Source organism: Streptomyces chumphonensis, assembly GCF_014779715.1.
Taxonomy (GTDB): Bacteria; Actinomycetota; Actinomycetes; order Streptomycetales; family Streptomycetaceae; genus Streptomyces; species Streptomyces chumphonensis.
In genome coordinates this window covers 569,813-594,058 of the sequence record NZ_JACXYU010000001.1, presented here as the reverse complement: position 1 = coordinate 594,058, position 24,246 = coordinate 569,813, and the positions used below count along the sequence as shown (strand labels likewise).

At 71.0% G+C, this 24,246-nt stretch carries 17 protein-coding genes, 2 pseudogenes and 2 CRISPR repeat arrays; of the genes and pseudogenes, 16 read left to right on the top strand and 3 right to left on the bottom strand.

Going from position 1 to position 24,246, the window contains the following annotated elements; all coding sequences use genetic code 11:
* Positions 1 to 29 precede the first annotated feature (29 nt).
* Together IF129_RS27140 and IF129_RS27135 are read right to left on the bottom strand one after the other, a co-directional pair.
* A pseudogene (locus IF129_RS27140) lies at positions 30 to 326 on the bottom strand (hypothetical protein); the annotation flags it as partial.
* A 14-nt stretch (positions 327 to 340) separates the two neighbouring features.
* Positions 341 to 535 (bottom strand): annotated as a pseudogene (locus IF129_RS27135) (transposase); the annotation flags it as partial.
* Between the two features lie 326 nt (positions 536 to 861).
* Here IF129_RS27135 and IF129_RS02440 point away from each other — a divergent pair.
* Positions 862 to 1,047, top strand: a complete 186-nt coding sequence (locus IF129_RS02440; protein WP_191207712.1) for a hypothetical protein — start codon at positions 862 to 864, stop codon at positions 1,045 to 1,047.
* Positions 1,048 to 1,090: 43 nt separating this feature from the next.
* On the opposite strand, the gene IF129_RS02435 is transcribed toward IF129_RS02440, so the two are convergent.
* The gene (locus IF129_RS02435; RefSeq protein WP_191207711.1) at positions 1,091 to 1,585 is read right to left on the bottom strand and encodes a hypothetical protein; all 495 of its coding nucleotides are present in this window, start codon (positions 1,583 to 1,585) and stop codon (positions 1,091 to 1,093) included.
* Positions 1,586 to 1,963: 378 nt separating this feature from the next.
* On the opposite strand from IF129_RS02435, the gene IF129_RS02430 reads away from it, so the two are divergent.
* The 15 genes from IF129_RS02430 (at position 1,964) to IF129_RS02360 (ending at position 24,153) form a co-directional block, all read left to right on the top strand.
* Positions 1,964 to 2,800 carry a hypothetical protein gene (locus tag IF129_RS02430; protein WP_191207710.1) on the top strand — a complete coding sequence of 279 codons (837 nt, stop codon included), beginning with the start codon at positions 1,964 to 1,966 and terminating at the stop codon, positions 2,798 to 2,800.
* Positions 2,782 to 3,918, top strand: a complete 1,137-nt coding sequence (grrM, locus tag IF129_RS02425; RefSeq protein ID WP_191207709.1) for a cyclophane-forming radical SAM/SPASM peptide maturase GrrM/OscB — start codon at positions 2,782 to 2,784, stop codon at positions 3,916 to 3,918. The genes IF129_RS02430 and grrM overlap by 19 nt, the downstream gene beginning before the upstream one ends.
* Positions 3,915 to 5,396 carry an asparagine synthase-related protein gene (locus IF129_RS02420; RefSeq protein WP_191207708.1) on the top strand — a complete coding sequence of 494 codons (1,482 nt, stop codon included), beginning with the start codon at positions 3,915 to 3,917 and terminating at the stop codon, positions 5,394 to 5,396. The genes grrM and IF129_RS02420 overlap by 4 nt, the downstream gene beginning before the upstream one ends.
* A complete protein-coding gene (locus IF129_RS02415) occupies positions 5,393 to 6,148 on the top strand; it encodes a hypothetical protein (RefSeq protein WP_191207707.1) in 756 nt (251 codons plus the stop codon). The genes IF129_RS02420 and IF129_RS02415 overlap by 4 nt, the downstream gene beginning before the upstream one ends.
* A 3-nt stretch (positions 6,149 to 6,151) precedes the next feature.
* Positions 6,152 to 7,786, top strand: a complete 1,635-nt coding sequence (locus IF129_RS02410; protein ID WP_191207706.1) for a glycosyltransferase family 4 protein — start codon at positions 6,152 to 6,154, stop codon at positions 7,784 to 7,786.
* A 482-nt stretch (positions 7,787 to 8,268) separates the two neighbouring features.
* A CRISPR array of direct repeats spans positions 8,269 to 9,274; the repeat unit is 29 nt; unit sequence GGGACCATCCCCGCGCGTGCGGGGAGCAG.
* A 285-nt stretch (positions 9,275 to 9,559) separates the two neighbouring features.
* Positions 9,560 to 12,454 (top strand): CRISPR-associated helicase Cas3', encoded by a 2,895-nt coding sequence (gene cas3 / locus IF129_RS02405; RefSeq protein WP_425579815.1) that lies wholly within the window; start codon positions 9,560 to 9,562, stop codon positions 12,452 to 12,454.
* Complete coding sequence (casA, locus tag IF129_RS02400) at positions 12,447 to 14,132, top strand: type I-E CRISPR-associated protein Cse1/CasA (protein WP_191207705.1); 1,686 nt, start codon at positions 12,447 to 12,449, stop codon at positions 14,130 to 14,132. Before cas3 ends, casA begins: the two co-directional genes overlap by 8 nt.
* Positions 14,133 to 14,143: 11 nt before the next feature.
* The gene (casB, locus tag IF129_RS02395; protein ID WP_191207704.1) at positions 14,144 to 14,806 is read left to right on the top strand and encodes a type I-E CRISPR-associated protein Cse2/CasB; all 663 of its coding nucleotides are present in this window, start codon (positions 14,144 to 14,146) and stop codon (positions 14,804 to 14,806) included.
* 28 nt (positions 14,807 to 14,834) lie between these two features.
* Positions 14,835 to 16,028 (top strand): type I-E CRISPR-associated protein Cas7/Cse4/CasC, encoded by a 1,194-nt coding sequence (cas7e, locus tag IF129_RS02390; protein WP_191207703.1) that lies wholly within the window; start codon positions 14,835 to 14,837, stop codon positions 16,026 to 16,028.
* A complete protein-coding gene (gene cas5e, locus IF129_RS02385; protein ID WP_191207702.1) occupies positions 16,025 to 16,741 on the top strand; it encodes a type I-E CRISPR-associated protein Cas5/CasD in 717 nt (238 codons plus the stop codon). The genes cas7e and cas5e overlap by 4 nt, the downstream gene beginning before the upstream one ends.
* The gene (gene cas6e / locus IF129_RS02380; protein WP_191207701.1) at positions 16,741 to 17,532 is read left to right on the top strand and encodes a type I-E CRISPR-associated protein Cas6/Cse3/CasE; all 792 of its coding nucleotides are present in this window, start codon (positions 16,741 to 16,743) and stop codon (positions 17,530 to 17,532) included. Before cas5e ends, cas6e begins: the two co-directional genes overlap by 1 nt.
* Before the next feature lie 4 nt (positions 17,533 to 17,536).
* Entirely contained in the window at positions 17,537 to 18,511 is a 975-nt protein-coding gene (gene cas1e / locus IF129_RS02375; RefSeq protein WP_191207700.1) for a type I-E CRISPR-associated endonuclease Cas1e, read from the top strand.
* Entirely contained in the window at positions 18,508 to 18,864 is a 357-nt protein-coding gene (gene cas2e, locus IF129_RS02370) for a type I-E CRISPR-associated endoribonuclease Cas2e (protein ID WP_191207699.1), read from the top strand. The genes cas1e and cas2e overlap by 4 nt, the downstream gene beginning before the upstream one ends.
* Before the next feature lie 89 nt (positions 18,865 to 18,953).
* Positions 18,954 to 19,897: a CRISPR direct-repeat array (repeat unit 29 nt; unit sequence CTGCTCCCCGCGCACGCGGGGATGGTCCC).
* Positions 19,898 to 20,219: 322 nt separating this feature from the next.
* Positions 20,220 to 22,046 carry a glycoside hydrolase family 15 protein gene (locus IF129_RS02365; protein WP_191207698.1) on the top strand — a complete coding sequence of 609 codons (1,827 nt, stop codon included), beginning with the start codon at positions 20,220 to 20,222 and terminating at the stop codon, positions 22,044 to 22,046.
* A 397-nt stretch (positions 22,047 to 22,443) separates the two neighbouring features.
* Positions 22,444 to 24,153, top strand: coding sequence for a carbohydrate-binding module family 20 domain-containing protein (locus IF129_RS02360; protein WP_191207697.1), 1,710 nt, complete (start codon positions 22,444 to 22,446; stop codon positions 24,151 to 24,153).
* Positions 24,154 to 24,246 lie beyond the last annotated feature (93 nt).

The window sequence follows — 24,246 nt, the reverse complement described above, 5'->3', positions numbered from 1 at the left end:
GCACCACGTTCAGGTTGAAGCCGCACGAACTCCGCGGCCCGGAAGCACTCCCCGATCACCCTACGAGCGCCGGCCACCTCGGCCAGATCGGGTGGCTTGACGCCGACGGGCGCGTGGCCGAGGTAGTAGGCGATCTCGCAGGGGTCGGCAAGACCGCAGCGGGCCATCACCCAGCGGTGATGGGTGGGCGGATCGGGGCCGAAGACGAGGTTGGCGGGCAGGCCTGCGGCCAGGCAGCGGCGGACGATGTCCCGGGCCAGCTCTCCCTTGGTCGCAAAGCCACGTTCGTCGGGGATCTTGGCTGCCCGGCAGCGGAAGCGGTCGGAGGGTCGAAGACCCCGGCCTTCTGCCAGCGGTCCAGCCGCCCCCAGCGCGTCTGCCCTGAGCCGAACCCGATCCTCAGAGGCAGCAGTTGCCAGGCGATGTCGTTGTTCAGCATGTACAGGACGCCCTGGAGACACAGCCGGTCCGGTACCGGCCGTGGCCCGACGACCGCTCGGGCCTGGGCGGCAGCAACGGCTCGATCAGAGCCCACAAGTCGTCGTCCACGATCCACGGCCGGGTAGTCACACCATCTCGAACGCCCAATCGTCACAGCGGTCACGCCCCGACCAGGATTCCTCGGCAAGATCGTGTTACGGGCTCTTTGGGTGATCTTCCTTTTCGCTGCTCAGAACTGATGAACAAGTTCAGTAACTGCACACGACACCGGATCCACCTTCGAGCATCGTGCGCACGAAGAATCAAGCCACACGGCTTCGGGGAAATATGGAATTATTGCTTCCGCTAGGGGCCGTTGCTAGGGTGTGCCCACGCACTGTGTTCTCAGTGAATACAGGATCTTGAAGGAGCGTGTACACCATGATCAATCACGCCGCCGAAGAGGATCACGCACTTCTGGAGATGCTCGGACGCGCCGATTCGCCGGTCGCGCTCTCGTCCACCGGCGAAGTCCGATCGATGGAGAACCGAATTCAGTCGGCCCGGGAAACCGTCGGCGGGACCAGCGAGGGGTCCTGCTACTCCCACAGCACGTGGGGAAACTGAACCGGCACCCGTGAGCGGTTCCAAGGGCCGGAAGCGCCAGCGGTCATCGCTGTTGGTTCCGGCCCGCAATCGCCGCGAAATACCCGAAGATGAACAGACTGACATCCACCGGTCCGGAGTTGTTCGTCGCGCCGTCATGGATGAGGTTCTGCGGGTTGCAAAAGTAGCCCTGGCCGGGCTCGATTCGGACCTGAAGCACTGGATAGAGCGGGAATCTTCCGAGGAACTCGTCTTTCATTCGCTCGACCGTCACCGAGCCCGGTTCGCCGAGCTCCCCGGCGATCTGCGCAGCGGAACGATCGACGACGAGCAGATACCGCTCCGCCGTTCCGAGATTCACGCCGAGCACTCCGAAGGCGCGATTCCTCTCGTGGCGAAACGAATTCCCTTTCAGCCATTCGTTGTCGATGTGCAGTCCGACGTGGGCCCCCGAACCGTAGTCATACGCAGTACCGCGACTGCACGTCGCCACCAGGTGGATCGCTTCGCGCTCCCTGTGCAGGCAGCGGAGAACGCCCTGCTCCTCGATGAGAGCCACGCACTCCTCTGCGGCGGCCCTCGTGATCCGTCCCGGCACCTGTGTCGTTCCACCGGCTGCACGCAGGGAACGAACCAGCTCTCGTCGGTGCCGGCCGGCGAACGCCTCTCCGAGATGGAACATCCCTACGATGCGGGAAAGATCTTCCCCGTCACTCATGTCTCTTCTGCTCCAGCGCCCGCACGCCTCTCCTGCGGGAGGATCCCAGGGAGAACGCGGATGGAACACCCGTCGCCCGTGCGCGGAGACGTCCGCCAGGTACGACCCGCGGCTAGACAGTGTCACTGGGGCGTCGGGGGTGTCACGTAACCAGCTGATCAATTCCACGTCCCCCGGAAATTCCAATTCCACACTGGCCGCCTTCAGGATGGAGTGTGAATGAGTAGCGGCATCCTACCCATCGGATCGGCACTCCTCAAGGGCGGGGATGTCGTACTGCACAACCTCGCCGACCTGACACTGGAATGCACACCGGGCATCTACCAGGGCGGCCCGCCAGGCGGGCCACCGGCCTATTTTCCTCACGCGGACTGGCGGCGAACCCGTTCCGTGACACCGAGCCCGGTGGCGACGCAGCAGCCTGCCTCACCGCTCAGCCGTGCAGTGACGACGGTATGCGTGGGGCCCGATGCCGTCGAGCTCGCTCGTCGCCGACTTCTACCGGCCCTCTCCGGCGGTGCGGTCGAGGAGCGACGGGCGGCGCTCGAGCATGTTCGCACCAGTATCGAGAATCTCCTCAGCCGGAATTACGGCATAAGATGCCGTGAGCGCGGCCCGGCTGACTGTGTCGTCAACCGACCGGGGCTCATCTCCACAGCGTTCGACTTCGACAGCGGTCACTTCGTCGGTCTCCATATCGACAATCATCAGAGGTTCCCCGTGCACCGCCGGGATTCCTCTCAGATTCTTTTCGCGGTGAACATCGGATTCAGTCACAGATATCTCATCTTCGCGCCGTGGACGGTGCGGGGGATGTTGTCTCGCCTGGGGAAGCCGACTGAAAGCCGGTCTGAGGATACCGACTCGGTATCCCTGAAGGAGGAGTACCTCTCCGCGTTTCCGCGCGAGCCGTTGTTCAGGATACGGCTCGAGCCCGGAGACGCGTACCTGTGCGCCCCTCAGAATCTGATCCACGACGGGGCGACCAACGACTCCGGATCGGCGGATGTCGCTCTGCTCATGTCAGGAGACTACGCATGGAGTCAATCGCGGTGAACACCAGAGGCGGAGTTCAGCACGTGGTCCTTCAGGCCACACCATTCTGCAACATCGCCTGCACCTACTGCTACCTACCCGACCGGAGCCGGTTCGAGGTCATGCGACTGGAAGTGGTCGACGCCGTGGCTGAGTTGCTGGCGTCCGCCGAGTCCGACGCCGAGGTGCTCGAAGTTCGATGGCACGCGGGCGAACCCCTCACCGCAGGGCCTTCCTTCTACGCGGAGGCGGTCGCGCTGATGGCTTCGCGTCTGTCCGGCCGCTACGAGGTCAGGCACAGCGTGCAGACGAACGCCATCCTCGTCGACCGGGATTGGTGCCGACTCTTCAAGAACCATTCGTTCCGGGTCGGCGTGAGCATCGACGGCCCGGAGGAGATCAACGACGCTCACAGGCTCACCCGGCGCGGGGAGGGAAGCTTCCGGAAGGCCATGCGTGGGGTTGCCCGCCTGCGCGAGGAAGGGGTCCCCTTCGACACCATCTCCGTGGTGACCCCCGCCACGCTGGGGAGACAGGAGCGCTTTCTCGACTTCTTGGAGAATCTGGCTCCGCGGTCCGTCGGCTTCAACGTGGAGGAAACCGAAGGCAGCCACCAGTCCGCGTCACTGGCTTCCGCCGACTTCGAGCCTGCTTGGCAGGGCTTCCTCGAGCGCCTCGTCGGCTGGGAGAAGCGCACCGGTATCCCCGTAAGGGAGTTCGACCGAATCCGCCGGTCGATCGCCGGCAGCGGTTTCGGTGCGGTGAACGAGCAGGCGCGTCCCTTCGGGTTCATCAACGTCGACGTTGACGGCAATCTCTACACGTTCTCACCGGAGCTCGTCGGGCTCACGCATTCAGCGTACGGATCCTTCGCCATCGGGGATGTCTGGACGCCCTGGCCGTCTCTGCACGCCAGTGCGAGCCTGAAGGCTCAGGCCACATCGATCGCCGACGGCGTCGAGGGTTGCAGAAGGAGATGCGAGTACTTCTCAGTGTGTGGTGGCGGCGCACCGGCCAACAAGCTTTTCGAGAACGGCACGTTCGATTCGGATGAGACCGCCATGTGCCGCTGCACGGTGAAGGACGTGACCGACGTCGTGGTCCGTGACATCGAAGCGTCGACAGGACATGGCGAATGATCGATATCACGGTCCGGGGTGAATGTGGATGGCCGGCCGAGCGCTTGACGAGGTCCCTTGAGGCCGGGGCACCTCACGAGATTCTGGACGCGCCCGGCCAGTTCGTCATCGTCGCGGACGAGCCGCGGAGGACGACGATCGTCACCTCGCGCGGGGGCGTGCAGCTCTACTTCTACGCGCGCAATTCGAACGGCCTCGTGCACGGCGCGACAGTCGGCGAAGTCTGGGCCCGATCCGGTGAGCCCTGGCGATGGAACTACCGGGCACTCGGTGATCTTCTCACGCTCAGCCATGTGGTCGGTGAGGACACCGTGGTAGAGGACGTCCGGCGGACTCCGCCGGGTTCCGTGATGACCGTCGACGGCGGTGAGGTGACGTTGATCCGTGAAGGTCGTCCGCGGGACGGAATCCGCTTCTCAGTCGCTGCTCTGCGTGACGCGCTGGAGTCTGAGGTGATGCGGGCCTGGCGTGGCGGTGGCGACGTGCTGTGCCTCACGGGCGGCCTGGATTCCCGACTGCTGCTGTCGGTTCTGCTGCGGAACGGAGTGCGCCCTCCTGCACTCGTATGTGGCCAACCGCACTCCGACGACATGCTGATCGCCCGGAAGATCGCCGGACAGTTCGGTCTCGACCTGGTGACATGCGAGGTCACCGCATCGGACTTCCTCTGTGAGGCCGACCGGATCGTCCATCAGACGAACGGCGTCCTGCCGGTCAGTCACTGGCCCGGGGTGCTGTTCGCGCGGTACGCGCAGGGAGGTCGGCTGTTCCTCGGGTTCAACGGTGAGGCGGCCAGGAACTACTACGATGAGATCACTTCACGCTTTCCCTCGCGGCTGCTGCCTTCGCATGGCCGATACGCGCTGCGGCGATGGCAGCTGCGCCATGGCCTCGCCCTGACCGAACGTGATTCCAAGGCTCTTCATCCCGAACTCCGAGCAGTGCTCGGGGAATCAGGCTGGCGCGATCGGCTGGAACGCCTGCTGGACGCCCGCAAGACGCTCGGACCGGGGCTCGACCAGGCGTTCGTCAGCGAGCGGACGCCGAACAAGTCCGGCACCGACCTGGCCGCCGTCTCGGGCTTCGCCCAGTGGGCCGTCCCCTTCTGTTCCGACGCGTGGTCCGACATCGCGCTAGCGGCACCGTGGCACCGCAGAGTCAAGGGGCGGATACACCGCCAGCTCATCGGCCGGCTGGAACCGGTGCTGCTGCGGTTCCCCACGGAGGGCGTCCGCCGTCCTCGGCGCCTCTGGTCCGTCGCGGACGGTTCGGGAGGTGCGCACCGTCACTTCTTCGATCAGGCGGAGTACCGTGATCCACGCTTGACCGCGTTCATGCGGGCAGAGGCGGGACGGCTGGACGATCTCGTCGATTGGAGCGCTCTCGACTCGAGTACTCCTGCGCTGCGGACTCGGTTGCTGTTCTCCCTGGCGAGTGTCGGAGCGTTCCGGCGCCTGACGAAGGGGCTCCCGCGTTGATCGTCGTCAAGCAGTACGGAGAGCGGAGGACGGGCACCAATCTGCTCCGGATGCTGCTCTCTGACGAGTGTTCCGATCTCCTGGTGCTGATGCACGCCCTCGGCGACAAACACAGCCCACCGGCCCCCTTCGCGCACATCTGGTCGCAGACCCGCGGCCACCCCGACGCCGCACACGAGTTTCTACTCCGCACGACGACCGTGTGCCCGTCCGACACGACCGACCCACGTAGTCCGGAGCAGAGGACGTTCATCAGACGGTGGGCTTCACCGGTCGCTGACGCCTACGCGTCGGGGAGGCTGTACGCGGTCGTTTCCGTCAAAGCCCCCCGTGCATGGCTCACCAGCCTCTGGCGCTTCGAGGTGCGGATGCTACGACGAACGCCCACCGCGCCGACCGAGGCGATCGCACGGTACAACCGGAACTACCGGAGCTGGCTCGCGCTGGAAGACCTGGGCCTGCACGTGCTCGTGGTCAGGTGCGAGGACCTGGTTCACGACAGCGGTCGGACCCTGCGGCGGCTGAGGACGGACATCGGGCTCGGCCGCGACCGCCGGCCGGCCCGTCTGCCCGCCCATCCCGTTCGGCCCAGCCCGTGGGACCACTGTGCGCCGGCCCTCGAAACGGTCGGGCCACCGGACGACGGACCGCCGGCCGTGGGCCGGGATCACGTGCTGGCCATGGAGGCCGCCCTGGAACAGGTGGACGGTGGGCTGATGCGCAGACTGGGTTACGAAGCGGAGGAGCTTTAGCCAGTGTCATACGGACTCGTCTTCCTCGGTCTGCCGCCCCACTACGAGCGGCTCAAGGACGTGGACCCCGGCTTGCCCATCGGCGGTGCACAGGTCGCCGAGCACGCGATGCTGCAGAGCCTCCTGCGGTACTCCGTCGCCGAGCCGTTCATCGTCGTGCCGAACCCGACCCTGGCCCGGCGCGAAGCGCGAGCCCTGTTGTCCGCCTACGACAACCACGAACGGGCGCTGCTGGCCTTCCCCGAGGAGCTCGCGATACCAGACGGTGTACGGGTCGTGGTCTTTCAGGCGATCACTCGACTTGCCGAAGGCGCAGTGTTTCGCCGTCGATGGGGTGAGCACGGGTGGCCGCTGGTAGGACTCAGCCACGCGCTCAACGGGGCCGACGCCCTTCAGACGGCGATGCTGTCCACCGTGAGACCGGACTTGTTCGGTGCTTCCGACACACTGATCTGCACGAGCAGGGGCGCCGTCGAGGCATGGCGTCGACTCCGGGCGAGGGTGTCCGACTCGATCGCCGGGGACCCTTCATGCCCGGCGGGTCCGAAGGTGCCCGAAGAACGCCGGGGCGTCGAACCGTTCCTGATTCCGCTCGGCGTCGAACTCGGCGAGCTGAGCCCCGTGGATCCTGTTGCGGCACGCCGGAGTCTCGGCATCCCGGACGGCGCCACCGTCTTCCTGTGCTTCGGACGCCTCGCGTCGAGATCGAAGATGGACCCGAACACCCCGCTCCTGTCCTTCCTCAAAGCCTTCGACCGTCATCCGTCCAGAGTGCTGGTGATCGCCGGCGATTCGACGGGCGGAGAAGCCGACCGGCTGAACGCCCGGGTGAGAGCGCTCGGCCTCGAACACCGTGTCCTTCTCGTCGAGAATCCGTCCCGGCGGACCAAAGGGCTCCTGCATTCGGCCGCGGATGTCTTCCTCCAGCTCGGCGACAACTCCCAGGAAACCTTCGGGCTGGCAGTCATCGAGGCGATGGCCTACGGCCTGCCCGTCATCGCATCCGACTGGAGTGGCTACCGGGATACCGTGGTGGACGGTGTGACCGGCCGGCTGATCCCCACGTCGTGGAGGTCCGACGGTTACCTCGGAGATACAGCCGGGTTCGTTCCCGAATGGGACCTTGGCGGCGCACTGGCGACCGAAGTCGCGGTCGACTTCGAACTCCTGACCACTGCCTTACGGGACATGGCAGACGACCCGCCGCAACGTAGAGGCATGGGAGAAGAGGGCCGCCAGCGTGCAAGACGGAAGTACGCCTGGCCGGTGATCGTTCCCCGGATCGACGCCCTGCTCGGTGGACTGGCCAGCCCGGGAACGACCGTGCAGAGCAGGAGGGCACCATGCTGGCCGCCGAAGACGGACGAGGTATTCGGCCACTACGCGACGGCCTCTCCGGGGCTTTCAGGCCAACTTCGTTGCACGGACGACACGGCGCTGCTTGACGCTGTGCGGCGAATCGTCCCGGAGGTGGTCGACGACACCGGAATGGCCCCCGGGGCGGTACGTAGCGTCGAGAGCCTTATGGAGACGATGGCCAGCAGAGGTCTGCGGAGGTACGAAGCCCGACAACTGCTCCTTCGAGGGATCAAGTACGGAACGCTGGCACCTGTGCCGCCTTCGACCGGGCATATATGACGTGGCACGCCGGGAGCGCGGGTTCCACTTCAACGTGCGCTTCCCTCCAACCTGTGCGGCTCACGGGCCTCGACCCCTGATGTTGGACACGCGAGACGCTGGATTCTGAGGATCTGACAACGGGCGTCTCGTGGTCATGAAGAGCTACCTGCCGCAGTTCAAGGCGGACGCGGCCGCGCTGTAGGAGTCGCGGGCCCGAGGTGACGATCAGGTCGGTCGCCGCCGATCTGGGGATCAACCCGGAGACGCCTCGGAACTGGGTCGGGCGGCTGACGCGAGCCGACCCCGGGGCCGCCGGACGGAGGCGCTGGCCGGGCCGCTCACACCGCTGGAAGCCGGGAACGCAGGTCTGCGCAAAGGGTCCGCGAGCTGTAGGAGGAACGCGAGGTCCTGCGGAGGCGGCGACGTGTTTCGCCGGCGAGACGTGCTGGTGAACCCCCTCCAGTTCGTCGTCGACCTGTCGCCGCAGGCGGACACCATCCGGGACCATCCCCGCGCGTGCGGGGAGCAGGGCGATCAGGGCCCGGAGGATGACGTCGTCCCAGGACCATCCCCGCGCGTGCGGGGAGCAGCTCCAGGGTGTACTCCACGGCCTTCTTCTTCTGGGACCATCCCCGCGCGTGCGGGGAGCAGCCTGCACCACGGCCGGGTCGGTGGGCATGCCGGGGACCATCCCCGCGCGTGCGGGGAGCAGGAGCCGTCCTCGGTGGTCTCGATCACCCACCAGGGACCATCCCCGCGCGTGCGGGGAGCAGCCCGCACCGGCGACCTCGGCGGAGGTGGAGCTGGGACCATCCCCGCGCGTGCGGGGAGCAGGACGAGCCGGCCGACGTCGCCGACTTCGATGCGGGACCATCCCCGCGCGTGCGGGGAGCAGTCGGTGGTTTTGCCCATGCTGCGAGGGGCAATGGGACCATCCCCGCGCGTGCGGGGAGCAGGGCCAGCGACATCACCGCCGAGCCCTCGACGCTCGGACCATCCCCGCGCGTGCGGGGAGCAGGCCGCCGAGCAGCGTCGCGGAGTGGAGTACGAGGGACCATCCCCGCGCGTGCGGGGAGCAGGCGGCCAGGGCTGACACTTAGTCTGCGGGTCGGGGACCATCCCCGCGCGTGCGGGGAGCAGTGCTGGAGGTCGGCGAGTAGGCCGGGAAGCACGGGACCATCCCCGCGCGTGCGGGGAGCAGGATGAAGGAGAACGGTAGTGCGTCGCCGACCCGGGACCATCCCCGCGCGTGCGGGGAGCAGCCGCCGAGCGGGGTGATGGCGTACGTCCACGAGGGACCATCCCCGCGCGTGCGGGGAGCAGCCCACCGGCGACCTCGGCGTCACCGGCAGCGCGGGACCATCCCCGCGCGTGCGGGGAGCAGTCCTTGCTCGAACCCCTTGCCGGGGCGGCGCCGGGACCATCCCCGCGCGTGCGGGGAGCAGGACTGCCCCCTGGGTGAGCAGGTCGCCGACTGGGGACCATCCCCGCGCGTGCGGGGAGCAGACTGCGTGACCTGCGGGTTTATGGCGTGCGGTGCGAGTTTTCCATGACTTTCGCGGATTCCGGCAAATCGTGCATAGGGTGCTCACTTCGCAGGTCGGTGTCCAGGGCTGCGGCAGCTCAAAGCGGTCATCGTAACGGTTGGGTCGGGCTCCCGGTGGCCACTCCGGTGAGGTCGAAAGCGGCGGCGTCGCGATTCCTTCAATCGGCTGACGCACGCTGTGCGTTGCGTGTATTCCTATGCCCATGCACGTTGGGGGGAGGGCCCGGGAGGGCCTCCGGAGCAGGTTGAACGGGCCCGTCCTGTCGGTGTGGGCCAAGCACGATCGGGATTTCGGCGGCTGGTTGCCGCTGTGGCGTCACATGGAGGACAGCGCCGCCGTCGCCGGGCTGGTGTGGGACGAGTGGCTGCCGCTGAGTGTGCGGCGGCTGGTCGCGGACGCCCTTCCGGAGGGGGAGGCGGACGCGCGGCGGCTGGCCGTGTGGCTGGCGGGCGTGCACGACATCGGGAAGGCGACGCCTGCGTTCGCCTGTCAGGTCGATGAGCTGGCGGACCGGATGCGGGACGCCGGCCTGGAGATGCGGTCGCGGAAGGCGATGGGGCCGGATCGGGCGATGGCGCCCCACGGGCTGGCCGGGCAGGTGCTGCTGGGGGAGTGGCTGGAGGAGCGGCACGGCTGGACGGTGAGGCAGGCGGGCCAGTTCGCGGTGGCCGTCGGCGGGCATCACGGTGTGCCGCCGGAGCATGCGCAGATCAGGGACCTGGACGGGCACGGCCAGTTGCTGCGTTCCTCCGGCCCGAGCCGGGACCTGTGGCGGCGGGTCCAGGGCGAGCTGCTGGACGCCTGCACCGAGGAGTACGGCGTCCGCGAGCGGTTGGCAGCGTGGCGGGCCGTGCGGCTGCCGCAGCCGGTGCAGGTGCTGCTGACGGCGGTGGTCATCGTCGCCGACTGGATCGCCAGCAATCCGGACCTCTTCCCCTACTTCCCCGAGGACAGGCCCCGCAGTGGCGCGGAGCGGGTGGCCGCCGCCTGGCGGGGGCTGGATCTCCCGGCGCCGTGGACGGCGACCGAACCGACGCAGGACACCGAGCGGTTGTTCGCCTCCCGGTTCGACCTGCCGCCGGGGGCGAGCGTCCGGCCGGTGCAGGAGGCGGCGGTCGACGTCGCGCGGTCGATGGAGACGCCGGGCCTGCTGATCGTCGAGGCGCCGATGGGGGAGGGGAAGACGGAGGCGGCCCTGGCCGTCGCGGAGATCTTCGCGGCCCGGTCCGGCGCGGGCGGCGTGTTCTTCGCGCTGCCGACGATGGCGACGGGCAACGCGATGTTCCCGCGTCTGCTGGACTGGCTGGAGCGGCTGCCCGGCGCGGACGACGGGGGCCGCCGCGCCGTCCATCTCGCGCACTCGAAGGCGGCCCTGAACGAGGGCTTCGCCGATCTGATGCGGCGGGGCGGGCGCGTCGCCGCCGTCGATATGGACGCGCCGTCGTCGGCCCCGCACCGCCGGGCCGACGGCGGCGGACCGGCGCCCGGTGAGCTGGTCGCGCACACGTGGCTGCGGGGGCGGAAGAAGGCCGTGCTGGCGTCCTTCGTCGCGGGCACCATCGACCAGCTCCTCTTCGCCGGGCTCAAGAGCCGGCACCTGGCGCTGCGGCACCTCGCCGTCGCGGGCAAGGTGGTCGTGATCGACGAGGCGCACGCCTACGACGCGTACATGAACGTCTACCTCGATCGGGTGTTGTCCTGGCTGGGGGCCTACGGGGTGCCGGTCGTCGTGCTGTCCGCGACGCTTCCCGCCGCCCGGCGCCGCGCGCTGACGGAAGCCTACGCCGGGACGCCGGGCCGGGGCGCCGGTGGTGACGAGCGTTTCGCGGAGGTCGGTGAGGAGAGCGCGTATCCGCTGCTGACGGCGGTGAGTCCGGGTGGGACGCCCGTGCTGCGGCGGCCCGCGTCGTCCGGCCGTGGCACGGACGTCGCCCTGGAGCCGCTGGACGACGATCTCGACGTCCTCACCGACCGCCTCGGGCGGGAGTTGGCGGGCGGCGGTTGCGCGCTGGTCGTCCGCAACACGGTCCGGAGGGTGCTGGAGACGGCGCGCGCGTTACGGGTCCGCTTCGGCGAGGACGCCGTGACGGTGGCCCACTCCTCCTTCCTGGACCTGGACCGCGCCGCCAACGACGCGGACCTGCTGCGGCGGTTCGGTCCTCCGGAGAAGTTCGAGGGCCGCCCCGCCGGGCCGCACGTCGTGGTCGCGAGCCAGGTCGCCGAGCAGTCCCTGGACGTCGACTTCGACCTGCTGGTCAGCGACCTGTGCCCGGTGGACCTCCTGCTGCAACGGGCGGGCCGGCTGCACCGGCATCCGCGCGGCGCGGGCCAGCGCGACCGGCCGCCGGGCCTGCGCACCGCCCGCTGCCTGGTGACGGGCGTCGACTGGGCGACGGCGGTCCCGACCCCGGTGCGGGGCTCGGTCGCGGTGTACGGGGCGTACGCGCTGCTGCGGTCGGCCGCCGCCCTGCGGCCCCACCTGAACGGTGACGCGCGACGTCCGGTGCGGCTGCCGTCGGACATCAGCCCGCTGGTGCAGGCGGCCTACGGGGAGAAGCCCGACATCCCCGAGGGCTGGGCCGACGCCCTGGAGGAGGCGTTCACGCGCTTTGAGCGCCACCGGGCGGACCAGGCCGAGCGCGCCGCGACCTTCGGGCTCGGTCCGGTGGGCAGGCCCGGCAGGCCGCTGTTCGGCTGGCTCGCGGCCGGGGTCGGCGAGGTCGACGACACCCCGGCGGGCCGGGCCCAGGTGCGGGACAGCCGGGAGAGCCTGGAGGTCGTCGTCGTGCGGCGACGGGAGGACGGCGGCCTGACGACCGTGCCCTGGCTGCCGCCCGACGGGCACGGCCGGGAACGGGCGGGCCTCGCCCTGCCCGTGGACCAGGTGCCGACGGCCTTCGCGGCGCGCGCGGTGGCCGCGTCCGGGCTGCGGCTGCCGATGCGGTTCTCCGCGCCCGAGGTGATGGACCGGGCCATCGCCGAGCTGGAGGAGCGGTGCGTGGACGCCTGGCAGACCAAGGAGAGCCACTGGCTCGCCGGGCAGCTCGTCCTGGAACTCGACGAGGACTGTCAGACCCGGCTGGCAGGCTTCACACTCAGCTACAGCCGCTCGCAGGGCCTTGAGGTGACCCGTGCCTGAATCCCACGACGTCGGCCGCGACGCAGCGCCGTCGTTCGACCTGACGACCCGCCCCTGGGTGGAGGTGTTACGCCTCGACGGCACGCAGGACGCGCTGTCGCTGCGGGAGGTCTTCGCCCAGGCCGCGCGGTTACGCCGCCTCGTCGGGGACCTGCCCACGCAGGAGTTCGCCCTGCTGCGTCTGCTGCTGGCCGTGGCGCACGACGCCCTGGAGGGCCCGCGGGACATCGAGGACTGGTCCGACCTGTGGTCCGACCCGGAATGCTTCGCTCCGGTCGGGGCGTACCTCGACGCCCACCGCGACCGCTTCGACCTCCTCCACACCGAGACCCCCTTCTTCCAGACGGCCCGCCTGCGCACCGAGAAGGACGAGGTCTTCCCCCTCAACCGCGTCGTCGCCGACGTCCCCAACGGCGAGCCGTTCTTCTCCGCCCGGCTGCCCACCGTGGAGCGGCTCTCCTTCGCCGAGGCCGCCCGCTGGGTCGTCCACGCCCACGCCTACGACACCTCCGGGATCAAGACCGGCGTGGCCGGTGACGACCGCGTGAAGGGCGGCAAGGTCTACCCGCTGGGCGTCGGCTGGGCCGGCCAGCTCGGCGGCGTCTTCGCCGAGGGGCGCGACCTGCGCGAGACGCTGCTGCTCAACCTCGTCGCCGCCGACACGACCGAACTCACCGTCCGGCCCGGCGACCTGCCCGCCTGGCGCCGCCCACCGAACGGGCCCGGCGGCGCCGAACGCGCCCCCACCGGCCTGCGCGACCTCTACACCTGGCAGACGCGGCGGCTGCGGCTGCACCACGACGCCGACGGCGTGCACGGCGTCGTCCTCGGCTACGGCGATCCGCTGAGCCCGCGCAACCAGCACGTGCGCGAGCCCATGACCGCGTGGCGGCGCAGCCCCGCGCAGGAGAAGAAGCTCGGCGCGTCCCCGATCTACCTGCCGCGCGAGCACGATCCGGCCCGCGCGGCGTGGCGGGGCCTGGAGGCGCTGATCGCCGACCGGAGCGAAAGCTCCCAGGGCGCCGAGGCCGCCCCCTACCTGCGGCCGCGGATCTTCGACTGGGTGGCCCGGCTGGCGACCGAGGGCCACCTCGAACGCGGCCACCTCGTGCGGGCCCGCACGGTCGGCGTCGTCTACGGCACCCAGCAGTCCGTCGTCGACGAGGTCGTCGACGACCACGTGGCGATGTCCGTCGTCCTCCTCCACCAGCGCGACCGCGCCTGCGCCCAGCAGGCGATGGGCGCCGTCCGGGACGCCGACCGGGCTGTCCTGGCCCTCGGCGACCTCGCGACGAACCTGGCCCGCGCCTGCGGCCGGGACACCGAGGGCCCGCGCGCCACCGCCCGGGATCGTGCCTTCGGCGAGCTGGAGCGGCCCTACCGCTTGTGGCTCGCGGGCCTCACCGGCCACGCCGACCCCGAGGAGCAGCGCGGCCACTGGCGGCGGGAGGTCCACTGCATCGTCGGACGCCTCGGCGACCTGCTGATCGCCGAGGCCGGGGACACGGCGTGGCAGGGACGGACCGTCGAGCTGAAGAAGCGCACCGAGTGGCTCAACTCCGCCCTCGCACGGCTGTGGTTCCGCCGCGCCCTGGACGAGTGCCTGGGCCACCCCCACCTCCCCGCCGACCAACGGCCGCCGGGCGCCGAGGCCGCCCCGGCACCCACCACGTCCTGAAGGCGCCCCGCATGACGACCGTCACCGCCCCCGCTTCCCTCCCCGTCCGCCGACGCGTGGCCGAGCTGACCGGCCGCCACGTCGCCGCCCTGCAACAGGGCTACCTCGCCGACCGGCCGAAGGCCGTGGCCGCCGTGGCCCGGCTGCGTCGCGGCGCCGGACGCCCCGCCGGGGACGTCCCCGACCTGTGGGACCTCGTCGACACCGGCCCCCTGCACGACACCGACGACGGCGCCCGCCCGCTGCGCGAGGCCGAACTCGTGCGGGCCGAGGGGGCCGTGCACGTGGCGCTCACGCTGTGGGCCGTCCACCAGCAGTCCCGCAACACCGGCATGCATCGCCGGGACACGCGCGAGGACCGCCGGGGCCTGGGCGCGGCCATCCGCTCCACGATGCAGCACGGGGAGATCGACGAACCGCTGCGCAAGCGCCTCGTGCGGGCCGGGACCGCCCCCGACCTGACCGGCCTCGCCCAGCGCCTGCGGGACATCGTCACCCTCCTGCGCTCCCACGGCGCGCAACTGGACTACGCCCTCCTCGCCGGGCAGCTCTACGCCTGGCAGTGGCCCGGCGGACCGGCCACCGTGCGGGCCGAGTGGGGCCGCTCCTTCCACGCCTGGCGCGGCGACCACGCACCGGACGGCTCGCAGCCCGACACCCCCGACGCCCCCTGACACCAGCACCACACGACAAGGACGCCTCGTGAACCGCATCTTCCTCGACGTGCACGCCCTCCAGACCGTGCCGCCCAGCAACCTGAACCGCGACGACACCGGCGCGCCGAAGTCCGCGATCTACGGCGGAGTGCCGAGGGCCCGGGTGTCCAGCCAGGCGTGGAAGCGTGCCACCCGGGAGTTCTTCGGGAACGAGCACCTGCTGGACCCGAGCGAGCTCGGCGTGCGCACGAAGAAGGTCGTGGAGCTCCTCGCGTCCCGCATCGGCGACGTCGAGGAATCCCTGGCCGGGGAGCGGGCGCGGGAACTGGCGGCGGAGGTGATCCAGTCCGCCGGGCTGAAGATCGAGGTGCCCAAGCGCAAGGCCAACGCCGAGAAGGACGGGGAGCCGGCCCCCGTCGCCCAGTCCAAGTACCTCCTCTTCCTCAGCTCCCGGCAGCTCGACGGCCTCGCCCGGCTCGCCGTCGAAGGCGCGGACGACATCAAGGCGTTCCTCAAGGAGAGGGACAACAAGGGCCGCGCCAAGGCACTCGCGGACACGCGGCACTCCGTCGACATCGCCCTCTTCGGCCGCATGGTCGCCGACGTCGCCGACATCAACGTCGACGCGGCCGTCCAGGTCGCCCACGCGCTCAGCGTCCACCGGGTGGAGAACGAGTCCGACTACTACACCGCCGTGGACGACGAGAACTCCGACGCCGAGCCCGGCGCCGGAATGATCGGCACCGTCGACTTCAACTCCGCCACCCTCTACCGCTACGCGGCGCTCAACGTCCACCGGCTCGCCGCCAACCTCGGCGCGGGCCTGCGCGACGACGAGCCGCGCACCGAACCCGTGCGCCGCGCCGTCGAAGCCTTCGTGCACGGCTTCCTCGCCTCGCTGCCCCAGGGGAAGATCAACACCTTCGGCCACCACACCCTGCCCGACGCCGTCGTCGTCACGCTGCGCACCACCCGCCCCATGAGCTACGTCGCGGCCTTCGAGGAGCCCGTGCGCGGCGACCAGGGCGGCCACGTCCGCGAAGCCTGTGACCGGCTGGCCGGCCACATCCCCGACGTCGAGCGCGCCTACGGCGACCAGGCGTCCACCCTCACCTGGGTGCTGCGCGTCGGCCCGAACACGGCGAAGCTCGCCGACGTCGGCACCGAGGTGGACAACCTCGGCACCCTCGTCTCCTCCGTCGGTCGCTCCGTCGCCGAACGCCTGGACACGCCCGCATGAGCGTGCTGACCCTGCGGCTCGCCGGGCCCCTCCAAAGCTGGGGGGCCACGGCCCGGTTCGCCCGCCGCACCACCGAGTCCGCCCCCACCAAGAGCGGCGTCATCGGACTCCTCGCGGCGGCGGCCGGCGTCGACCGGCAGGACGAGGACGGGCTGCGGCCCCTGGCCGCCCTCCGCTTCGGCGTCCGCATCGACCAACCAGGCACCCGCATCCGGGACTTCCACTCCGCCCACCACGGCGACACCGGCAAGTCCATGCCCCTGTCCGAGCGCTTCTACCTGGCCGACGCCGTGTTCGTCGCCGCCGTCGAAGGCGAACGGCCGCTCCTCGACCGGCTCCACGCCGCCCTGCGCGACCCCGTCCACACACCGTTCCTCGGACGGCGCTCCTGCCCGCCCGCACACCCCGTGGAGCTGCGCGTCCGCGAGGACGCCGACCTCCACCGGGCCCTGGCCACCGAGCCGTGGCAGGCCGCCCCCTGGTACCGGCGGCGGCACCGGGAGGCCACCGTCCGGCTCGACGTCCTGCGGGAGACGTCCGGGGGAGCGGAGGGCGAGCCGGGCGACGTCCAGCGCGACCAGCCCCTCAGCTTCTCCCCGGCGCAGCGCCGCCACGCCCTGCGCACCGTCGTGACGACCACGGTGGACGTCCCCCACCCCGGCGCCGCGCCGCCGCACGACCCGTTCGACGCCCTGGAAACAGAAAGCCCCTGATGTACCTGACCCGCTTCCGCGTGAACACCGCGCGACCCGGCGCCCGTCGGCTCCTCGGCTCACCCCAGCGCCTGCACGCCGCCGTCATGTCGTCCTTCCCCTGCCTGCTGCCGTCCGACGCGCAGGGCGCCACCGCCCCGTCCGGCGGCCCGCGCGTGCTGTGGCGCCTCGACCACCGGGCACGGGCCGAGGTGCTGCTCTACCTCGTCAGCCCCGACCGCCCCGACCTGACCCACCTCGTCGAGCAGGCCGGATGGCCCGCGCTCGCCGACCCGGAGACGCCCGGCTGGGAGACCCGCCCCTACACGCCCTTCCTCGACCGCCTCACCACCGGCGACCGCTGGTCGTTCCGTCTCACCGCCAACCCCGTCCACACCATCCGCCGCACGGAGGGCGAGCCTAGGAAGCTCACCGCCCACCTCACCCCCGTCCACCAGATGGGGTGGCTGCTGAAGCGCCAGAAGGACGCCGGATTCCAGATCGTCGAGAAGCCCGACGCCGACCGCCTCCTGCCCGGCGGCACCACGTACAAGACCAAGACCGAACACCACGGCGACCGGTACGAACTCACCGTCGGCGACCAACGGTCCCGCGCCTTCGACAAACCCGGCCGCTCCGCCCCCTCCGGCCGCAAGCCCCGACCCGTCACCCTCGTCACCGTCACCTTCGAGGGCCGGCTGGACGTCACCGACCCCCAGCTGCTGCGCCGCACCCTCACCCAGGGCCTCGGACGCGCCAAGGCGTACGGCTGCGGCCTCCTGACCCTCGCACCCCTCGCCCGGACGGCATGAGGCCATGACGACCGTCTCCCGCCGCCCGGCCCTCACCCCGCGCCACCTCACCCGGGTCGGCGACCGCACCTCGTTCGTCTACCTGGAACGCTGCGTCGTCCACCGCGACGCCAACGCCATCACCGCCGAGGACGCCGACGGCACCACCCACATCCCGTCCGCCACCATCGGCACCCTCCTCCTCGGCCCCGGCACCCGCGTCACGCACCAGGCGATGAGCGTCCTCGGCGAGACGGGCGCCGCCGTCTGCTGGGTCGGCGAACAAGGCGCGCGCTACTACGCGAGCGGCCGCGCCCTCACCCGCTCCTCGGCCCTCATGGAGGCCCAGGCCCGCCAATGGGCCAACCCCCGGAGCCGACTCGCCGTCGCCCGCTCCATGTACCGGCTGCGCTTCCCCGACGAGGACCCCACCGGCTCCACCCGCCAGGAACTCCTCGGCCGGGAAGGGCGGCGCCTCAAGGACCACTACAAGGCCGAGGCCCGACGCACCGGCGTGCCGTGGCGCGGACGCCGCTACACCCCCGGCGACTTCGCCAGCGGCGACGCCGTCAACCAGGCCATCACCGCGGCGGCGCAGTCCATGTACGGCATCGCGCACGCCGTCGTCACGTCGCTCGGGTGCAGCCCGGCGCTCGGCTTCATCCACTCCGGCCACGAGCTGTCCTTCGTGCTCGACATCGCCGACCTCTACAAGACCGATGTCGGTATCCCGCTCGCCTTCGACGTCGCCGCCGAAGGCGACGAGGACGTCGCCTCACGCACGCGCCGCGCCCTGCGCGACCGCATCGCCCAGACCGGGCTGCTGGACCGCTGCGTCGACGACATCAAGCACCTCCTCCTGCCCGACGCCGCACCCGCCGGAGGCACCGGCGATGACACGGACGTCGTCCGGCTCCACAGCGACGGCGGCCAGGAGGTCGCCGCCGGACGGAACTACGGAGGCGGGGACGACGATGTCCCGGAGGCGATGACCTGGTGACCGTGATCGTCCTGACCAACTGCCCCGTCGGCCTGCGCGGATTCCTCACGCGCTGGCTCCTCGAGATCTCCGCCGGAGTCTTCATCGGCAACCCCTCCGCCCGCGTCCGGGACGTGCTGTGGAACGAGGTCCAGCAGTACGCCGGACAAGGCCGCGCGCTGCTCGCCCACACCACGGACAACGAGCAGGGCTTCACCTTCCGCACCCACGACCACGCCTGGCACCCCGTCGACCACGAGGGCGTCACCCTCATCCACCGCCCGAAAACCAAACCCCTCGACCCCGCACCGACCACCACCCCACGGCGCGGCTGGAGCAACGCCTCCAAACGCCGCCGCTTCGGCAACCGATGACAACAATGCACGCTATGGGTGAAATGCCGGACTCAACGAAAGTCATAAAAAACCGCGCTCCGCCCGGGTAAACCCCCAGGTCACGCAGCCTGCTCCCCGCGCACGCGGGGATGGTCCCACGTCGGGCTGGCGTGCCCGGCTGAACTGCACCTGCTCCCCGCGCACGCGGGGATGGTCCCGTCGAGTCGGGCGGGGAGTGGACCACCGACGGCTGCTCCCCGCGCACGCGGGGATGGTCCCGGCGTCTGGCTGGAGGACTTCACCCACGAGTTCTGCTCCCCGCGCACGCGGGGATGGTCCCCTCCAGGCCCTCTACGGCAATGGCGGAAGTGGCTGCTCCCCGCGCACGCGGGGATGGTCCCGGGGCGGTGACAGTAATCCGCCGCTCGCCATTCTGCTCCCCGCGCACGCGGGGATGGTCCCTCCATGCCTGGCGTTCGCCGGGCCGATTCGAGCTGCTCCCCGCGCACGCGGGGATGGTCCCTCCTCGATCGCTTTCTTGATCATGCTCAAGGACTGCTCCCCGCGCACGCGGGGATGGTCCCCAGTCGTGTCTTCCGTCTTGGCTTCGTGCACGCTGCTCCCCGCGCACGCGGGGATGGTCCCACCGGCCGCGCGGTGCGGGTCAGGGTGGTGATCTGCTCCCCGCGCACGCGGGGATGGTCCCGGACTTTCCGACACAGAGCACACGGTGACCATCTGCTCCCCGCGCACGCGGGGATGGTCCCCTCATGATCCTGCACCGCCAGCGCTCCGCTGCCTGCTCCCCGCGCACGCGGGGATGGTCCCTGGGTCCCGGAGGGGACAAGGAGCACGCCGCGCTGCTCCCCGCGCACGCGGGGATGGTCCCAGGGCCATCGCGCCGACGGTGTCCTCCAGGGACTGGTCCCCGCGCACGCGGGGGTGGTCCCCAGGTCGGGTTCATCGGGCGGGCGGAGACCGACTGCTCCCCGCACGTGCGGGGATGGTCCCCAGGTGGCCGGCGGCGGGTTCTCAGAGGCGCACTGCTCCCCGCATGCGCGGGGATGGTCCCTGAGCGTGCACCACGGCGACAGGCTCGTGGTGTTGCTCCCGGCGCAAACGGGATGGCCCTCCGGCACCCGCTGTGAAGCGACCCGATGTTCCCGGCTCCCCGCACGCGGGGATGGCCCCTCCGCCCGGTGGTCGGGGGCTCGCCTCGGTCGCTGCTCCCCGCGCATGCGGGGATCCCTCCTTGCTTCGGTGCGGGTGTCGGTGGTGCTTGCCTGCCCGGCCGCCGCCCTCGCCTCGGTGGGCGTCCGCCGGGTGGGGGGAATTCGGCGGCGGCGCCCGCGGGGTCGTGGACCGGGCGTCGGGGGGCCGTCAGGGTGCGTGGGGTGACCTCCACCGCGATCGCCGACTACGGGATGCTCGCCGACGGCAGCTCCGCCGCTCTCGTCGACCGGCGGGGCTCCGTGGACTGGCTGTGCCTGCCGCGTTTCGACAGCCCCGCCCTGTTCGCCCGGCTGCTGGGCGAGGACGCGGGGCACTGGTCGGTGACGCCGACGGGCGGCTTCGACGTGCGGCGGCGGTACGTGCCGGGGACGCTGGTCCTGGAGACGACGTTCACGACGGCCGGGGGCACCGCGTGTCTGCGGGACGCGCTGGCGGTGCCGGAGGGGCAGCGGGGGCACGACCTCGGGATGCGTCCGCCGCACGAGCTGCTGCGCGAGGTCGAGGGGCTGGACGGGGAGGTGGAGTTCGACGTCGAGTTCGTGCCCCGGCCGGAGTACGGGCTGGTGCGGCCGTTGCTGCGGGTGGACGGGCGCGGGGCGCGGACGTTCGGCGGCCCGAATCCGTGCTCGCTGCGGTCGCCGGTGGCGCTGCGGGACGGCGGCGGCGCGGCGCGAGCGCGGGTGCGCGTTCGGGCGGGCGAGCGGACGGGGTTCGCGTTGTTGTGGGCGCCGCCGGAGGAGGTGCCGCCGGAGCCGACGGCGCCGGAGGCGGTGGGGGAGCGGATCGCGGACACGGTGGAGGCGTGGCGTTCGTGGGAGGCGGATCACGACATCTACCACGGCCCGCACCGCGACACCGTGCGGTTGTCGGCGCGGGTGCTGAAGGGGTTGACGTACCGGCCGACGGGGGCGGTCGTGGCCGCGCCGACGACGTCGCTGCCCGAGGCGGTGGGCGGGGAGCGGAACTGGGACTACCGGTACGCCTGGATCAGGGACGCGAGCCTCACTCTGGAGGCGCTGTATCTGGGGTCCTGCCCCGACGAGGCCGTGGACTTCGTGTCCTTCATGACGAGCGCGGCCGGCGGTGGTGCCGACGCGGGCTCCTCGTTGCAGATCATGTACGGGGTGGGCGGGGAGCACGACCTGTCCGAGCGTGAGCTCGGCCATCTGCCGGGTTGGCGGGGTTCGCGGCCGGTGCGGGTGGGGAACGACGCGTGGGGCCAGACGCAGCTGGACGTCTACGGGGAGTTGCTCAACGCCCTGTACCTGTACCGGGATCGGCTCGGGGAGCTGCATCCGGAGGTGCAGCGGTTCGCGGCCGGGCTGGCGGACGCGGCGGCGCGGCGGTGGGAGGAGCCGGACGCCGGGATGTGGGAGATGCGGGGGCCCGCGCTGCACCACGTGTCGTCGAAGGTGCTGTGCTGGGTGGCGCTGGACCGGGCGGTGCGGCTCGCGCCGCAGCTGGGTGGGTACGCGCGGACGGCCGTCTGGGGCGCGGCGCGGGACCGGGTCCACACGGCGGTGCTGGAGCGGGGGTGGAGCGAGCGGCGGCGGGCGTTCACGCAGTCCTTCGACTCCGAGGAGCTGGACGCGGCCGTGCTGCTGATGCCGCTGTACGGGTTCCTGCCGCCGACGGACGCGCGGGTGCGGTCCACGGTGGAGGCGGTGGCGCGGGGGCTGACGGAGGACGGGCTGGTGCTGCGGTACCGCGTCGCCGACGCGGGGAACGCGGACGGACTCGCCGGTGGGGAGGGGACGTTCGCGCTGTGCTCGTTCTGGCTCGTCTCCGCGCTGGCGATGGCGGGGGAGCCGGACCGCGCGCAGGCGTTGTTCGACCGGGTCGCGGGGTGCGCGAACGATCTGGGGCTGCTGGCGGAGGAGATCGATCCGCGCACGGGTGAGCTGTTGGGGAACTTCCCGCAGGCGTTCAGCCATGTCGGGTTGATCAACGCGGCGGCGGCCATCGACCGTGCGCGCGGCGTGCTGTAGCGCGCGGCGTGCCGGCGTGCGCGGCGTGCCGGCGTGCGCGGCGTGCCCGAGGTACGCGGGTCGGTCGGGTCCGTGGGTGTCCCCGGCCCGGGGGCCGGGCGCGTGGGGTCCGGCTCGGACCCCCGGTCCTCCACGAGCCGGGGACGGCCCGAAGGTAGCAGCTTGCAAGAGTTTGCAGTAGATGTTGCGGGCAGATGACCCCTTCGTTACCGGGGTTGGTCCGATCTCTTGACCGCGGTGGAGGGGTCTTCTACGGTCATGGCCCGGAAGAGCTTCCACAGTCTTTCAATGATTTGCAGCGGCTTCCCCACAAGCCGCACCCCCCACCAGCCTTACGGGCGCGGCGCGTTGCCCTGCGAAGGCCCCGCAGCAAGCTTCCCCTCAGGCAGGAGGAATCGTGGCCCGTAGAACCACGGCCGCGTCGCTCGCCCTCGTGGCGGGCGCCGCAGGCGCGCTCGTATCGTTGCCCGCTCCCCAGGTCCAGGCGGCGCCGCCCGGTGCCAAGGACGTCACGGCGGTGATGTTCTCCTGGACGTTCGACTCCATAGCCCGCGCCTGCACCGACGACCTGGGTCCCGCCGGGTACGGCTACGTCCAGGTCTCGCCGCCGCAGGAGCACATCCAGGGCCCGCAGTGGTGGACGTCCTACCAGCCGGTCAGCTACAGGATCGCCGGACGTCTCGGCAACCGCGACCAGTTCCGCGCCATGGTCGACACCTGCAACGCGGCGGGGGTGAAGGTCGTCGCGGACGCCGTCATCAACCACATGAGCGCCGGGAGCGGCACCGGCACCGGCGGTTCGCCGTACACGAAGTACGACTACCCGCGGGCCCCCTACAGTGACGGGGACTTCAACGACTGCCGCGACGACTCGATCGACTACCGCAACCGCTACCAGGTGCAGAACTGCGAGCTGGTGGGCCTGTCGGACCTGCGGACGGGCAAGGAGTACGTGCGCCAGCGCATCGCCGACTACCTCAACGACCTGCTGTCGCTGGGCGTGGACGGCTTCCGGGTCGACGCGGTCAAGCACATACCGGCCGACGACCTGAAGGCGATCAAGGCCAAGCTCTCCGACCCGAACGTGTACTGGAAGCAGGAGGCCATCCACGGCGCCGGCGAGGCCGTCGACCCGGCGGAGTACCTCGGCACGGGCGACGTCCAGGAGTTCCGGTACGCGCGCGACCTCAAGCGCGTGTTCCAGTCCGAGCGCCTCGCCTACCTGAGGAACTTCGGGGAGGGTTGGGGGTACATGAACGGCGGGCGGTCCGCCGTGTTCGTGGCCAACCACGACACCGAGCGCGTCGGCGACACCCTCACCTACAAGAACGGCGCCGACTACACGCTCGCCCACGTCTTCATGCTGGCCTGGCCGTACGGCTCGCCGGACGTGCACTCGGGCTACGCGTTCTCCGCCAAGGACGACGGCCCGCCCGGGGGCGGCACGGTGAACGCCTGCTACACCGACGGGTGGAAGTGCCAGCACGACTGGCGCGAGATCTCCTCGATGGTGGCGCTGCGCAACACCGCCGGGGGGCGGGGCGTCACGAACTGGTGGGACAACGGCAACGACGCCATCGCCTTCGGGCGGGGTGACGCCGCCTACGTCGCCATCAACCACGAAGGATCCGCGCTGACCCGCACCTTCCAGTCGTCGCTGCCCTCCGGCGACTACTGCGACGTGCAGAGCGGCGACACCGTGAGGGTCGACGGCTCCGGCCGGTTCACCGCGACGCTCGACCCGAACACCGCCCTCGCCCTGCACACCGGCGCCCGCACCTGCGGCGGCGACGGCGGCACCGGGACGCCGGACGGCAGCGGGGCCTCGTTCTCCGTCGACGCCACCACGCAGTGGGGGCAGGACATCCACGTCGCCGGGGACTGCGCCGCGCTCGGCGGCTGGAACACCGCCGCCGCGCCGAAGCTCGACCCGGCCGCCTACCCGGTGTGGAAGCTCGACGTCGACCTGCCCGCCGGGACGACCTGCGCCTACAAGTACATCCGCAGGGACTCCGGTGGCGGGGTGACGTGGGAGAGCGGCGGCAACCGCTCCCTCACCGTGCCTGCCGACGGCCGCGTCACGCTCGACGACGCCTGGCGCGCCTGACCGCCCCTCGACGCGCGTCGGACGGCGCCGCCCGGCGCCCGATCCGGTAGACGCGCCCCCGGCCCGGTAGAACCGCCGCCCGGCCCCCGCGAC